14 protein-coding genes and 2 pseudogenes are annotated in these 14282 nt (G+C 71.7%); 8 read left to right on the plus strand and 8 right to left on the minus strand.

The window, feature by feature from the left end:
- Positions 1–395 precede the first annotated feature (395 nt).
- The 4 genes from E1288_RS27060 to E1288_RS27075 all read right to left on the minus strand — a co-directional run bounded on the left by E1288_RS27060 (position 396) and on the right by E1288_RS27075 (position 4683).
- Entirely contained in the window at positions 396–1250 is an 855-nt protein-coding gene (locus tag E1288_RS27060) for a DUF4349 domain-containing protein (RefSeq protein ID WP_132489838.1), read from the minus strand.
- Between the two features lie 84 nt (positions 1251–1334).
- Entirely contained in the window at positions 1335–1847 is a 513-nt protein-coding gene (locus E1288_RS27065) for a type III secretion system chaperone family protein (RefSeq protein WP_132489840.1), read from the minus strand.
- On the minus strand, positions 1844–3136 hold the full coding sequence (gene mshA, locus E1288_RS27070) for a D-inositol-3-phosphate glycosyltransferase (protein ID WP_132489842.1): 1293 nt from the start codon (positions 3134–3136) through the stop codon (positions 1844–1846). The genes E1288_RS27065 and mshA overlap by 4 nt, the downstream gene beginning before the upstream one ends.
- A gap of 173 nt (positions 3137–3309) precedes the next feature.
- Positions 3310–4683, minus strand: coding sequence for an MFS transporter (locus E1288_RS27075; RefSeq protein ID WP_132489844.1), 1374 nt, complete (start codon positions 4681–4683; stop codon positions 3310–3312).
- A gap of 126 nt (positions 4684–4809) precedes the next feature.
- On the opposite strand from E1288_RS27075, the gene E1288_RS27080 reads away from it, so the two are divergent.
- Positions 4810–5115, plus strand: a complete 306-nt coding sequence (locus tag E1288_RS27080; RefSeq protein ID WP_132489846.1) for an ArsR/SmtB family transcription factor — start codon at positions 4810–4812, stop codon at positions 5113–5115.
- A gap of 82 nt (positions 5116–5197) precedes the next feature.
- On the opposite strand, the gene E1288_RS27085 is transcribed toward E1288_RS27080, so the two are convergent.
- The gene (locus tag E1288_RS27085; protein WP_132489848.1) at positions 5198–6352 is read right to left on the minus strand and encodes a L,D-transpeptidase; all 1155 of its coding nucleotides are present in this window, start codon (positions 6350–6352) and stop codon (positions 5198–5200) included.
- 228 nt (positions 6353–6580) lie between these two features.
- Between E1288_RS27085 and E1288_RS27090 the strand changes: the two genes are divergently transcribed.
- The gene (locus tag E1288_RS27090) at positions 6581–7330 is read left to right on the plus strand and encodes an SDR family NAD(P)-dependent oxidoreductase (protein ID WP_132489849.1); all 750 of its coding nucleotides are present in this window, start codon (positions 6581–6583) and stop codon (positions 7328–7330) included.
- A 114-nt stretch (positions 7331–7444) separates the two neighbouring features.
- Here E1288_RS27090 and E1288_RS27095 read toward each other — a convergent pair whose 3' ends face one another.
- Positions 7445–8452, minus strand: a complete 1008-nt coding sequence (locus tag E1288_RS27095) for a chymotrypsin family serine protease (protein ID WP_132489851.1) — start codon at positions 8450–8452, stop codon at positions 7445–7447.
- A gap of 89 nt (positions 8453–8541) precedes the next feature.
- Positions 8542–9681 (minus strand): UDP-N-acetylmuramate dehydrogenase, encoded by a 1140-nt coding sequence (locus E1288_RS27100; RefSeq protein WP_408013952.1) that lies wholly within the window; start codon positions 9679–9681, stop codon positions 8542–8544.
- Between the two features lie 37 nt (positions 9682–9718).
- Between E1288_RS27100 and E1288_RS27105 the strand changes: the two genes are divergently transcribed.
- The 5 genes and pseudogenes from E1288_RS27105 (at position 9719) to purU (ending at position 13369) form a co-directional block, all read left to right on the plus strand.
- The gene (locus E1288_RS27105) at positions 9719–10237 is read left to right on the plus strand and encodes a DUF2505 domain-containing protein (RefSeq protein WP_132489855.1); all 519 of its coding nucleotides are present in this window, start codon (positions 9719–9721) and stop codon (positions 10235–10237) included.
- Positions 10234–11085 carry a methyltransferase domain-containing protein gene (locus E1288_RS27110; RefSeq protein WP_165968275.1) on the plus strand — a complete coding sequence of 284 codons (852 nt, stop codon included), beginning with the start codon at positions 10234–10236 and terminating at the stop codon, positions 11083–11085. Before E1288_RS27105 ends, E1288_RS27110 begins: the two co-directional genes overlap by 4 nt.
- Positions 11086–11222: 137 nt before the next feature.
- Positions 11223–11963, plus strand: a complete 741-nt coding sequence (locus E1288_RS27115; RefSeq protein ID WP_132489859.1) for a maleylpyruvate isomerase N-terminal domain-containing protein — start codon at positions 11223–11225, stop codon at positions 11961–11963.
- 124 nt (positions 11964–12087) lie between these two features.
- A pseudogene (locus E1288_RS27120) lies at positions 12088–12339 on the plus strand (helix-turn-helix transcriptional regulator); the annotation flags it as partial.
- A gap of 157 nt (positions 12340–12496) precedes the next feature.
- Complete coding sequence (purU, locus tag E1288_RS27125) at positions 12497–13369, plus strand: formyltetrahydrofolate deformylase (RefSeq protein ID WP_132489863.1); 873 nt, start codon at positions 12497–12499, stop codon at positions 13367–13369.
- Position 13370: 1 nt separating this feature from the next.
- Here the strand turns inward: purU and E1288_RS27130 are convergent.
- A pseudogene (locus E1288_RS27130) lies at positions 13371–13984 on the minus strand (oxidoreductase).
- On the opposite strand from E1288_RS27130, the gene E1288_RS48155 reads away from it, so the two are divergent.
- On the plus strand, positions 13886–14236 hold the full coding sequence (locus tag E1288_RS48155; RefSeq protein ID WP_207954564.1) for a MerR family transcriptional regulator: 351 nt from the start codon (positions 13886–13888) through the stop codon (positions 14234–14236). The pseudogene E1288_RS27130 and the gene E1288_RS48155 overlap by 99 nt on opposite strands.
- The last annotated feature ends 46 nt before the right edge of the window (positions 14237–14282 follow it).

Genomic DNA, 14282 nt, shown 5'->3' on the forward strand with positions numbered 1-14282 from the left:
GCCCACCGGCCCGTCAGGCGGGACCCCCACGCGGGGCGGCTCGTGCTCGTGACTCCCCCTCTCTCCCGAGCCGCCCCGCGCGGTCCGCTTTTTCTTGTTTCCAGGCGCGTTCTGCATAACGGTGCAAGTAGCGGAACCTCAGAAGCCTTCTCGACTCCGGGATCCCCGACTTACGTATGCCCAATACGCGGCGTCGGGGCTGTCCTCGCGAGAAGGCCTCTGAGAACCCGCGGCGGTGCAAGTTGCGAGGGTGGGCTAAGCGGCTGCGCCGCTTGCGACGGCTCCGGCACCCGCGGCGTTGGGCGTCGCGGGTGCCGGCTACCGAAGCAGAGGAAGAGAAAGCGGCTACGCCGCTTGCCTGGCGTATTCGTGCCCCCTCTGCCGGTCCTTCCGGCTCAGAGAGTTGTCTTGCGGAGGGCTTTGCGGCGGCGGTGCAAGAGCCAGGCCGCCGTTGCCGGCACCGCGAGCACCACCGCGAACGGCAGCACCGCGCCGAAGGCCGTCAGCAGGAACGCGCCGATCTCAGACAGCGCCCGCCAGCCGCCGAAGAGCCCCGCCAGGAAGCCCGTGTCGTCGTCGGCGACCGCGGCCGGGCGCTCCAGCCGCACCGTCACCGTGGCCAGCTCGACCTGGCCGGACAGCGTCGCTTCGCGCCGTTCGAGGGCGTCCAGTTCCGTTTCGCGCGAGGTCAGCTCGCTCTCGATCGACACGATCTCGTCGACCGTCGCGGCGCGGTCCATCAGCGCGCGCAACCGCTGCACGCTGGCCCGCTGGGAATCGATCCGGCTCCGCGTGTCCACCAGCTGGTCGGTGACGTCCTCAGCCTGCTGGCTGCGCGACGTGACCCGCCCCAGAGCCGACAGCTCGCCCAGCACCTGGTCCAGCCGGTCCGCCGGAACCCGCATCGTCATCGTCGTGCCCGACCGGTAGGCGTCCTCCTGCTGGAGGTAGCCGCCCGAGCCCTCGCTGCGCCGCCGCACCTCGGCCGCGCCCCGCTCGATGTCGTCGACCTCGATGTCCAGCTCGGCCGTCCGGATCACCTCGCGCGCACCGGTCGCCGGGCTCTGCGCGTCGCCGGATGCCGTGTCGGTCGCGAAACCGCTGTCCGAGGTGTTGCGCTCCTGCGGAGCCGCCGGCGCCACCGCGCGCGACTCCGAGACCGCCGAATCACCCGCCCCCGAGGAACACCCGCTCAACAGGCCGAGCGCGACCAGCGCCATGATCGGCCCGCGTAATCGCCGCTTGCCCATGCCGTTCTCCTCCGCATCGTCGTGAACACGGCGGAGACGGAGCGGGACGATCTTCCGGTTGCACCGATCGGGCGACGAGCGCCGCTACGGCCGGTCGTGCAGGGGCTGGACCGGGCCGTCGCGCTCCACCAGCTGCCGGAAGGGCTGGAGGTTCGCCAGGGACTCGCCGCGCGACTCGCGCCAGCCCCACTCGCGCCGGATGGCCGTGGCGAACCCGAGCTCCAGCAGGGTGTTGAAGTCGCCGTCGGCCGCCTCCAGGACCTGCCCGAGCACCCTGTCGAGCTCGTCGGCGGTCACCGCGTGCAGGCCGATCCGGCCGACCAGGTAGATGTCGCCGTTGCCGTCGATCGTGTAGTGCACGCCGTAGAGCCGGGCGTTGCGGCGCAGCAGGAACCGGTAGACGTCCTCGTGCGCCTCGTCGGGCTGCCGGCACACGAACGCCTCGACGACCAGGGCGTGCTCGGCGACGATGAGCCAGCAGTTGGTCTGCAGCTTCTTGGTGCCGGGCAGCGTGACGAAGTACCGCCCCGCGCCCTTGGGCGCGTACTCCAGCCCACTCGCGTCCAATGTGGACTTGATGACCTCGTCGACGCTCACGCCGTGACCTCCCGGATGCGCAGCTGCGCGTGGAACGACATCTTCGCCTGCGCGTAGGCGTCGAGCAGGGCCTCGGTGGTGCGCTGCCACGAGAAGCGCGCTGCGTGCGCGGTGGTGTTCGCGGCCAGCCGAGCGCGCAGCCCCGGTTCCAGCATCGAGCCGAGCGCATCGGCCCACTGCCCGGCGCCGTGCCCGTCCACCAGCAGCCCGGACACCCCGTCGTCCACCGCGACCGGCAAGCCGCCGACGGCGGCCGCCACCACCGGCGTGCCGCAGGCCTGCGCCTCCAGCGCGACCAGCCCGAAGGATTCGTTGTAGCTCGGCACTGCCACGACGTCCGCCGCCCGGTACACGTCGCGCAGCGCCGCCCCGCTGCGCGGCTGGAGAAAGCGCACCACGTCGGTGATGCCCAGCTGCACGGCGAGTTCCTGCAGCGCCCTGGGACGTTCCAGCCCGCTGCCGGACGGGCCGCCGACCACCAGCACCACGAGGCGGTCGCGAATCTCCGGCCGACGGGCGAGCAGTTCCGCGGTCGCCCGCAGCAGCACGTCCGGGGCCTTCAGGGGCTGGATCCGGCCGACGAAGGCGAGCACCACCGCGTCCGGCGGCAGGTCCAGGGCCGCCCGGGCGGCAGCGCGGCCGCCGGGGGTGAAGAGTTCCAGGTCGACGCCGGGCGGGATGGTCGCGACCGCATCCGGATCGGCGCCGTAGCGTTCGATCAGGTCGGCGGCCTCGAACTCGGTGTTGGCCACCAGCATGTCCGCCTCGGCCACCACCTGCTCCTCGCCGAGCACCCGGCCCCGCGGCTCGGGGCTGTCGCCCTCGGCGAGGTTGGCGTTCTTGACCTTGGCGAGGGTGTGCGCCGTGTGCACCAGCGGGACGCCCCAGCGCTCCCGCGCCAGCCAGCCGACCTGCCCGGATAGCCAGTAGTGCGAGTGCACGATGTCGTAGTAGCCGGGCTCGTGGCGGGCCTCCACCCGCAGCGCGCCGGCGGCGAAGGCGCAAAGCTGGGACGGCAGGTCGTTCTTGTCGAGCCCCTCGAAGGGGCCCGCGACCACGTTCCGGACCAGGACGCCGGGGGCCAGTTCCGCGATCGGCGGGATGTCCGAGGAGGTCGCCCTGGTGAAGATCTCGACCTCGGTGCCGAGCGCGGCGAGCCGCTTGGCGGTCTGCGCGACGTAGACGTTCATGCCCCCGGCGTCGCCGGTGCCGGGCTGCTCCAGCGGGGAGGTGTGCAACGAGAAGACGGCGGCGCGGCGCGGCCGCATGCGTAACGTGCTGGAAGTCATCTGCTGCCCATCGCAAGCCGAGCGGCCCGAATTTTTCGGGCCCGCGTCAAACCCCGACACCCGGCGCGGCGGAAACATTCCCGTCGCCGTTCCGGAACACAGCCGGGGCCGACGCGACGCTACCGCTCAAGGGCCGCCGGACGGTCCTGCCAGGCGGCCCCGGGTGGCACTGCTCACACGTCGACCGACCGACCGGCACGCAGCGCGAGCAACGTCCCGACGAGCGCGATCACCGCCGTGGCCGCGACCGCGGTGCGCAGCCCGTCGGCCGTGCTGGTGCCGGCGAGCGCGATCAGCAACGCGAGCCCGACGGCGCCGCCGACCTGCTGCGCCGTTGACGCCATCCCGGACGCAACACCCTGCTCGGCCGGCGCCACGCCCGTGCCTGCCGCGATCCACATGCCGGTCCAGGTGAAGCCCTGCCCCAGGCTCAGCAGGACGATCCCGGGCAGCAGCGCGAGGTAGCCGTTCTGCTCGGACATCGCCAGCGCCACCGCGCCCATCCCGATCGCGCCCAGGACCAGCCCGGACGCCAGCGTCGCGCGGATCCCGAACCTGGCGATCAGCCGCTCACCGGTGAGCGTGCCGACCGTGGTGACCAGCGTTTGCGGCAGGAACGCGAGCCCGGTCGCCAGCGCGCTGAAGCCCAGCACCTGCTGGAAGTGCAAGGTCAGGAAGTAGTACTGGATGCCGAAGGTGGCCATGAACACCGCAGTGATCGCCATCGCCCCGACCAAGCTCCGGTGGCGGAGCAGCCGCAACGGCATCAGCGGGTCGCGGCTGCGGGCCTCGGTCCGCGCGAACACGACCAGCAGCACGGCGCCGAGGACGACGCCGGTCAGGATGCTCGGGTCCGCCCACCCGACTTCCGGGCCCTGCACCAGCGCGAACACGACCGCAGTGACGCCGACCGTGGCGGTCAGCGCGCCGAGCAGGTCGAAACTGCGCTGCCGGTCGACCGGCCCGTCCGCGGCCAGCAGCGGGAACGCCGCCACCGCCCCGAGCAGCCCCAGCGGCACGTTGACCAGGAAGACCGACTCCCAGCCGAAGGCGTTCGTCAGCACGCCGCCGAGCAGGGAGCCCAGCGACAGGCCGACGGCCGATGCGGCGCTCCAGACCGCCAGCGCCCGGTTGCGGTCGCGGCCTTCGGCGAACGTCGTGTTGATCAGCGCCAGCGTCGCGGGGAACAGCAGCGCGCCACCGAGCCCCTGCGCGGCGCGCGCGGCGATCAGCGGCCACGTCGCCGTGGCCAGCCCGCCGACCAGCGATCCGGCGGCGTAGAGGGACATGCCCAGCACGAACATCCGGCGCCGGCCGAGCAGGTCGGCCGCGCGCCCGCCGAGCAGCAGGAAGCCGCCGAAGGCCACCGCGTAGCCGCTGACCACCCACTGCAGGGTTTGCGCGGAGAAGTCCAGCCCGGCCCCGATCTCGGGCAGCGCCACGAACACGATGTTGTAGTCCAGCGCGATGATGAACTGCGAGAACGCCAGCAGGGCCAGGGTCAGGCCGAGGCGCGGTCGCGATCTGGTCTTGGCGGGATGGGCCACCAGGGCTCCTTGGTTCGACAGTACGGGAACAGTCGTACAGTTCGACTGTTCGCCGATCTTCGAACAATGGGAGCGGCGGGGTCAACGCCGACGTGATCAGTACGACAGTTTGCGTACAATCGGCCCGTGGCGTTGAATCACCCGACACTCGAACAGATCCGGCTGCCGGAGGTGCTCACGGCGCTCGGGCACCCGGTGCGGCTGTCGATCGTCCGCGCGCTCGCCGACGGCGTGGAACGCTCCTGCGGCAGCCTGCCGTCGCCGGTGTCGAAGTCGACCATGACCCACCACTGGCGGGTGCTCCGCGAGAGCGGCGTGATCTACCAGCGGCCGTCGGGCCGCGAGATCTTCCTGACCCTGCGCTGCGCCGACCTCGACGAGAAGTTCCCCGGCGTCCTCACGGCGATCCTCGCCACCGACGCCGAGGACTGAACCCGGAGAACGCGAAGGGGCCGCGAGTCCCCCGGGCCGCGGCGGCGACCCGAAGGGCTCACGGCCCCGTCCCAGCAGCAGCTCAGACCGCGGACTTCTTGGTCCACTGCTCCCAGTTGAGCAGCCAGTCGTAGACGTCGAACTGCGGCGGCATGGTGCTCGCCGAGCCCGTCACCTCGATCGGGTCGCCGAGCAGCGCGCTGTCGTAGTAGTCCTTCGCGTCGGCCGCGCTGAGGTTGATGCAGCCGTGCGAGTTGTTGACCTTGCCGAGCGCGGCGGCGTTCTCCTGGTTCTCGTGGATGAACTCGCCGTGGTTCGAGAACCGCGCCGCCCAGGTCTTGCGCACGTCGTGGTAGCCGTAACGGGGGTTGTCCATGATCTCCACCGGGCGCTTCTCCATGACGATGAACGTGCCGTTGGGCGTGTTGCGTCCCGGGTCGTACTCCTCGCCGTAGCTCGCCGCGTAGCTGGCCACCTGCTCGCCGTTGCGCATCACGACCAGCCGGTGGGTGCCCACCGCCGCCTTGACGATCTGCGCCCGGCCGATGTCGAACTCGGTGCTCAGGTCCGCCAGCCCGTAGGAGCCCTGGCCGTAGGACTGGCCGTAGAGCTTGGCGTGCACGCTGACGTGGGTGTGCGCCGGCCAGTACTCCTTCGGCCGCCAGTCGACCTGCCGGTCCGACAGCCAGGCCCAGGAGCCTTCGACCGGCACCGAGGTCTGCACGGTCAGCGCCCGCTGGATCCCCGCCTTGTCCTGGACCGCCTCGTCGAACTTCACGCTGATCGGCATCGCGATGCCGACCTCGGCGTTGTCCGTCGGGTTGATCGTGGCGCGGATCGTCTTCTTCGGCTGCAGCGTGCTGAAGGCGCCCTGCACCGGCACCTGCTTGCCGTCGTCGCCGATGGCCTGGCCGGTCCAGGAGTAGCTCTTGCCATAGCCGAGCGCCTCGGTGGCGTGCCAGTTCTTGCCGTCCTTGGACAGCTCGCCGGCGACCTGCTTGCCGTCGGCGTTGGTCAGCGCGATGGAGTCGAACCTGCCTCGATCCACGGTGGCCGTGATCGGCGCAGCCGGGTTGACCTCGCCGGCGTCGGCGCCCGGTTCGAAGGACACCTTGGCGACCGGATCCGCGGGTTTCTGCTCCTGCGGAGCGGACGCACCGCAGCCCGAGATCAGCAGCAACGCCGCCACAGCTCCCGCCAGCGCAGCCCACCTCGACCGCAGCTTGGAACCACTCACCTTCTGACCTCTATCCCCTTAGAGAATGTGCGCACGACCATCCGCTTTGCCCGAAATGCAACGGGACGGTCGTCGAAAAGTGACCCGTTATCCATAAGACGCCCGAAGGCGAAAAAAGATGTCTGGAAACCCCAGTGTGTCGTGTCACATCCGGCACGTCACATCAGCCCCGGCCGGACGTGGTCCGATGGACGCGGGCAATCGGCCGTCTCCCGGGAGGAAGAAGACGTGAGCACAAGTTCTGCAGGCCGCTGGGCCGTGGTCACCGGGGCGAGCTCCGGCATCGGCGCGGCCACCGCGCGCCACCTCGCCGCCGCGGGCTTCCACGTGGTGCTGGGCGCCCGGCGGCTCGAACGGCTGACCGCGCTCGCCGAGGAGATCGGCGGCACCGCGCTGCCCCTGGACGTCACCGACCCGGATTCGGTGGCGGCGTTCGTCGAGCAGGTGCCGGAATGCCACGTGCTGATCAACAACGCCGGCGGCGCGAAGGGCCTGGCCAAGATCGCCGAAGCCGACGAGGACGACTGGCGCTGGATGTGGGAGACCAACGTGCTCGGCACGCTCCGGGTCACCAAGGCGCTGCTGCCGAAGCTCGTCGCCTCGGGCGACGGGCACGTGGTGACGGTGACCTCGGTGGCGGCCTCCGAGGTCTACGACAACGGCGCGGGCTACACCTCGGCCAAGCACGCGCAGGGCGCGCTGCACCGCACGCTGCGGGGCGAGCTCCTGGGCGAGCCGGTGCGGTTCACCGAGATCGCGCCGGGCGCTGTGGAGACGGAGTTCTCCGAGGTGCGCTTCGGCGGCGACAAAGAGCGCGCGGCGGCGGTCTACCAAGGCATCACGCCGCTGGTCGCCGACGACATCGCGGACATCATCGCGTTCGCGGTGACCCGCCCGTCCCACGTGAACCTGGACTTCATCTCCGTCAAACCCCGCGACCAGCACTCGGCCACCCGCATGCACCGCCGGACCGAGTGATCCCTTCCGGGTGAAGGTCCGCAATTTCAATGGAAATCGAACCTCTGATTTCCATTGAAATTGCGGACCCGACCGGCCGGGGGCCGATCGGGTCTGGGCAGCAGGGGCGTGGGGTCAGACTCGGATTCGCTGGGATTCGGTGCAGAGTTCCACGTCGAGTTCCGCCAGCACGTCCGCGATCGGGCTGGCGAAGCCGAACGCCCCGCCGCGGCTGCCCGCCACGTGCAGGCCGATGATCCGCCCGCCCGGATCGAGCACCGCCGCCCCGGCGTCGCCCGGCCCGCAGAACCGCAGGTCCGCGGCCGCGATCCGGATCTGCTCCCGCAGCACCCGGACGCCCAGGGCCTCGCCGTGATCGATCCGCACGGTCGCATCGACCGAGGTGACGACGCCGAGCGTCACGCCCGTGCCGAAGCCGTTCTTCCGGACCCGCTCGCCCGGGTACGCCGACGCGTGCCCGGTGACCGGGCCGATCCCGTCGACCACGCACGACGTCTCCGAACCCGGCGCGATCGCGACCGCGGCCGCGTCGACCCGGCCGGACAGCGCCGCCCGCGCCAGCTCGGTGTGCACCCGGCCGTCGTCCGGATCGGCCATCCGGTCGCCCACCGCCCAGGCGTCGTCCAGGCAGGCCACGTCGAAGGTGGTCAGGCCCATCGTGACCACCGTCGGCGCGGTGCCGGTGACGATCGCCCCGAGCGTTCCGATGCGGCAGTACTCGCCGGCGCTCGGCACAGTCGGCGGCGCCAGGTAGACGGCCCGGCAGGGCGCTAATCCGCCGCCGGCCCGCACCACCCCGTAGCGGTCGCCGCGGTGCCGGTTCGGCACCATCGGCTCCTGCCGGGCGCAGTGGATGTGCTGCAGGACCGGCTGTTCCTCGATGACGTCGGTCGGGATGCCGAAGATGTCGCCCGGCACGCAGGTGCCCGGGACGAGCTGATCGCGCGGCCTCTTGCGGATCACCGAGACGACGATCGCCTGATGGCCGGTGGGTGCCCCGGCACGGTGCTTCACACCGATGTCGACAGCGGTCACCCCGGGCAGGTCCAGGAGCTGGTCCTCGACCGCCCTCTTGATCGGGCGGATGACCGCCCGATCCCTAAGCTCCCTGATGCTCAGCATGGTGGCCCCCTCCACCTACCCCATTTAACACTCAGGGTTACGCATCAGTCACGAAGAGTCACTCTTACGGCCGTTCGGCTCTTCGGCTGCTACAGCGAACAGTCCACCAACACGGGCTCGGGTGCCAGCGAAACGCCGAAGGCCACGCGTACCCCGTCCCGAACTTCACGCGCTAGAAGTAGCAGGTCGCGGGTCGTCGCGGCGCCGCGGTTGGTCAGCGCGAGGGTGTGCTTGGTGGACAGCCCCACCCGTCCGCCGGGGCCGGGGTGCCCCTTGGCGAACCCGGCGCGCTCGATCAGCCACGCCGCGGACAGCTTGGTCCGGCCGCCGTCCGCCGGGTACTGCGGGATCCGCTGGTCCGGGCCGATCTCGGCGACGATCCGGGACAGCACCTCGGGCAGGTCGTCGGCCTCGACGATCGGGTTCGTGAAGAACGAACCGGCGCTCCAGGTGTCGTGGTCGGCCGGGTCGAGCACCATGCCCTTGCCACGCCGCAGCGCCAGCACCGCCTCGCGGGCGGCGGCCACGTCGACCTGCCCGCCGGGCTCCACGCCGAGCGTGCGCGCGAGCTCGGCGTACCGGATCGGGGCCGACCGGCCGCCGTCGCGCAGCAGGAACCGGGCGCGCAGCACCACGGCCGTGTCGCTGTGCTTGAGCACGCTGGTCCGGTAGGCCAGCCCGAGCTCGTCGGCCGGGACCGTGCGCACGCGCCCGGTGGCGCGGTCCAGCAGGTCGACCGAGACCAGCAGCTCGGACACCTCGACGCCGTAGGCGCCGACGTTCTGCACCGGCGTCGCCCCGGTCAGGCCGGGGATTCCGGACAGGCATTCGAGCCCGCCCAGGCCCTGGCGGACCGTGTCGGCGACCACCTCGTCCCAGTCCTCGCCGGCCTCCGCCGTGAGCTGCACCAGCCCGTCGCCGACGCTGTCGTACTGGCGCCCCTTGGTCGCGATCCGCACCACATGCCCGGCGTAGCCCTCGTCCGCGACCACAACGTTCGAGCCGCCGCCCAGCACCAGCAGCCGCTGCCCGGCCGAATCCGCGGCCCGCACCGCGGCGGTCAGCTCGTCCGGGTGGTGCGCGACCACCAGGTCGGCTGCCGGGCCACCCAGCCGCAGCGTTGTGTAGCCGGCCAGCGACCGTCCGTCGGCGCCGTGCCCGACGGCGGTCCCGGCTGGGTGCGGATCCGACGACCGAGTGTTGTCGCGCACTTCTTCGGCACCGGACATGGAGGGATTCACGGTTGCCAAAGGTAGCCTCCGCTGCATGGCACGCCGCATCGAGCACCGGAGCACCTCCGAGTGGCCCGCCGCCCGGGTGTACGAGGCGCTGATCGACAAGGACTACCTCACCGACCGGTTGGCGGAGATCGGCGGCGCCAGCGCGGCGCTGGTCCAGCACGTCAAAACCGAGAACGGCGCGCGGTTCCAGCTGCGCCAGGGCGTGCACGCCGACTCGCTACCGTCGGTGGCCCGCACGGTGGTCGGCGGCGACCTGACTATCGACCGCAGCGAATCGTGGCGGCGCGAGGAGGACGGGCACTACACCGGCGAGATCGCCGCCGAGGTCGCCGGCGCGCCCTGCTCGATCACCGGCTCGATGTGGCTGCGCGACCTGGCCGAACCGGCCGGAGCCGCGGTCAGCGAGTTCGTGGTGTCCGGGAGCGTGCGGGTGAACGTGCCGTTCCTGGGCGGCAAGCTGGAAGATCTGATCGTCGACCAGGTGCAGAAGCTGCTGGCCGACGAAGAGCGCTTCACGACCGAGTGGCTGGCCCGCCGGGGATGAACTCGGCCCCGAAGAAGCGGGCGCCCCGGCTCGCCGCCGGTCGGGCCCGCGCCCTGGGCATGCCCACGCGCGGCACCACCAACCCGAACCGGCTGCGGCGCATCGACCGGTGGATCGCCGGCACGCAGTGGGTCGCCGACGCGCTGCGCAACGCGGCGGAGCCGGTCGTCATCGACCTCGGCTACGGCGCCACCCCGGTGACCACCGTGGAGCTGGCGGCCCGGCTGCGGCCGCTGCGCCCGGACGCGCGGGTGGTGGGCCTGGAGATCGACCCGGACCGGGTGGCGGCCGGCAAGCTCGTCGCCGATCCGCCCGCGCTGGAGTTCCGCCGCGGCGGGTTCGAGCTGGCCGGACTGGCCGCCGGGGTGCGCGACTTCCCTGGGCCTGCGCTGGTGCGGGCGTTGAACGTGCTGCGCCAGTACACCGAGCCCGAGGCGTGGAAGGCGTGGGAGGAACTGTGCTCCCGGCTGGCGCCCGATGGGCTGCTGGTGGAGGGCACCTGCGACGAGATCGGTCGGCGCTGCTGCTGGGTGACGCTGGACCGGGGCGGGCCGCGGACGCTGACGCTGGCCTGCCTGCCCGCCGACATCGAGCGGCCGTCGGACCTCGCCGAGCGGCTGCCGAAGACCTTGATCCACCGCAACGTGCCGGGCGAGAAGGTGCACGCGATGCTGGCCGATCTCGACGCGTGCTGGGCGAAGGCCGCCCCGATGGTCCCGTTCGGGCCGCGTGCCCGGTGGGCGCAGGCCGCGCAGTCGTTCGCGGAGCTGGGCTGGCCGGTGCTGGACCGGCGACGCCGGTGGCGGCTGGGCGAGCTCACCGTCGACTGGTCCGCGGTGGCGCCCTGAGCCGACCCGGTCGAGCGGGGTCCTGCCGAGAATGGATTCCGCGCACGCGCCCGGCTCCACCAGGACTTCCGCGACGGCTGATCTCGCGGGCCCGCCGCCGGTGCCCACGACGACGTCCGGATTCCTATTGTGGAGGCATGGCTAGCGACTTCTTGCACCGCGCATTCCGGGACCAGGCCGCTGCCTTCCGCAGCGCCGTGCTCCAGGCCGGACCGAACGCCGAGGTCTCGACCTGCCCCGGCTGGGACGTCCGCAAGCTGGTCCAGCACCTCGGGCAGGCCTACGGGAGGGCGGAGCTCTCCCTGCACCTGGAGCCGGGCAGCGAGCGCCCCGAGGACCTGCGGCCGCCGGCCGAGTTCGACGACGTGGTCGCCTGGTGGGACGAGCGGCTTGCGATCCTGCTCCAGACACTGTCCACAATGGATCAAGATCGGCCCGTGCGGTCGCTCTACCCCGGCGGCACCCCGAAGACCTGGACCCGGCGGATGGCGCACGAGACGGCGATCCACCGGCTCGACGCGGAGCACGCGCTCGCCAGGCTCGGCCCGGACCACGTGCACGACCTGATCTTCGACCCGGAGCTGGCGGCCGACGGCATCGACGAGTTCCTGACCGTGCTGCTGCCCCTGGGCGACTGGGCAGAGCAGGAGAACGAGGGCAAGGTGCTCTTCCACGCTCCGGACGCGGGCCGCGCGTGGCTGGTCGAGTACCGGCCGGGCCGGCCGCCGCTGGCCGGGGCGCCGACCGACGCGGCGCTGGAGGTCGACGCGACGGTCGCGGGCACCGCGGACGCGGTGTTCCGGCGGGTCTGGGGCCGCCCGAGCACTGCCGTGGTCACCGGCGACGCCGCCCTCGCGGCCCTCGCCGCCGGGCGCTGACTACGGCCCGTGCGTACTTTGTGCTGCTAGAGAGCCTGTTTCCAGGCTCGTTTTGCGTGGCGGTGCGGGTAGCGGAACCTCAGGTGTCTTCTCGCTGTGGGATCCCCGACATCATGAATGCCAGCTGGCCGCCGAGGCGGGCATGTCGCGGGCGGCGTTCGCGGACCGGTTCCGCCGGCTGGTCGGCCAACCGCCCATGGCCTACCTCGCCGAGTGGCGCATCTGCCAGGCCGCCGACCTCCTGGCGCGGACCGATGCGACGGTCGACGACATCGCCCGCCGGGTCGGGTACTCCAACGCCTACGCGCTCAGCGTCGCCTTCAAGCGCAGCCTCGGCATTCGCCCCAGCGAGCACCGCGCCACCCTCGCCGGCTGACCGCGCGAGGTTCGCCGTTCATGTCGATGGGCGAGGCGAACAGCTCCGCCCGAGCCGGGCGCAGCACCCGACCAGGCGAAACGATGACTCCTAGTGGGCGTCACGCGGCTCGGCCTGTTGCCGGTACAACCATTGCTACCTGCGATAATCACCGGCCGTGAGCCCTTCCGAACGTCGTTTCGTCATCAGCCTCGGGTGCCCGGACCGCACCGGGATCGTCGCCCGCATCGCGACCTTCATCGCCGAGCACGGCGGGTGGATCGTCGAGGCCGGCTACCACACCGACATCAACACCGGCTGGTTCTTCACCCGGCAGGAGGTCCGCGCGGACTCGCTGCCGTTCGGCATCGACGAGCTGCGCCGCCGGTTCGCCGCCGTCGCCGACGAGCTCGGCAGCCGCACCGACTGGCGGGTGGCGGACACCGGCGAGCGGCGGCGCGTGGTGATCCTGGTGTCGAAGGAAGGCCACTGCCTGCACGACCTGCTCGGCCGCATCGGTTCCGGGGAGCTCGACGTCGACCTGCGCGCGGTGATCGGCAACCACCGGGACCTGGGCCCCATCACCGAGGCGCACGGCATCCCGTTCCACCACGTGCCGTTCGGCAAGGACCCGGACGCGAAGGCGGCGGCGTTCCGGGAGGTCCGGAAGCTGGTGGACGACCACGACCCGAACGCGATCGTGCTCGCCCGCTTCATGCAGGTGCTGCCGCCCGAGCTGTGCGAGGCGTGGGCCGGCCGGGCGCTGAACATCCACCACAGCTTCCTGCCGTCGTTCGCCGGCGCCCGCCCGTACCACCAGGCGTACGAGCGCGGCGTGAAGCTCATCGGCGCGACGTGCCACTACGTGACCGCGGAGCTCGACGCGGGACCGATCGTCGAGCAGGACGTGATCCGCGTGGACCACACCGACGACGTGACCGACATGGTCCGCAAGGGCCGGGACGCCGAGAAGCTCGTGCTGGCCCGGGGCCTGCGCGCGCACCTCGAAGACCGGGTCCTGGTCCACGGCCGCCGCACCGTCGTCTTCTGAGCTACCGAGGCGGGGCCGCCGGGTAGTCGGTGTAGCCCTCGGGACCGTTGGTGCAGAGGCGGGTTTCGTCGATCTCGGCCAGTGGCGCCCCGGTGGCGATCCGGTGCGGCAGGTCCGGGTTCGAGATGAAGAGCCGTCCGAAGGACACCAGGTCCGCGCGGCCCTCCTCGACCAGCGCCGCCCCGGCCTCCGGCGTGGTGGGATGCCCGAACTCGGTGTTGCCGATCAGCGTTCCGGTCCACCGTGGACGGAGGTCCCGCAGGGCCGGGTAGCGGCTGTTGTCGGTCAGGTGCAGGTACGCCAGGCCGAGGGGCTCGAGCGCGTCGACGAGCGCCCGGCGCACCGGGGCCGGGTCCGCCTCGACGAGCCCGGTCAGCGGATTTCCCGGCGCCAGCCGGATTCCGACGCGGTGCGCACCGATCGCGTCCGCCACCGCCTCGGCCACCTCGACGGCGAACCGGATCCGGCCGCGGCCGCCGTACCGGTCGGTTCGGATGTGTTGTCGGCGAGGAACTGGTGCAGCAGGTAGCTGTTCGCGCCGTGCAGCTCGATCCCGTCGAAACCCGCTGCCACGGCTTTCCGCGCCGCAGCAACGTGTTCGTCGATGGCGGCCACCGCGAATACGCGGAGTCCGATGTGGACAAGGTGTCGCTGGTGCAGCGGCTGATCGGGGCCGGCGTGTCGAGCGCGAAGATGGCGGAGATCTTCCCGTGCGTCTTCGGTGGCCACTCCAAACCCACCGTCGAGGTGGTCGCCGACCTCTGCCAGGGACGGGAGCGGATCAACGGGATGATCGACGACCTCGTCGCGCCCCGCGCGATCCTGGACGACATGATCATCGAAGCCCGCGTCGCCGCCGGCGTGTGACTCCAGGCGCGAGCGCGAAGGCCGGCGAGAACCGGCTTCCGCACTC

The sequence above is a fragment of the Saccharopolyspora elongata genome, from assembly GCF_004348985.1.
In the GTDB taxonomy this organism is placed as follows: domain Bacteria; phylum Actinomycetota; class Actinomycetes; order Mycobacteriales; family Pseudonocardiaceae; genus Saccharopolyspora; species Saccharopolyspora elongata.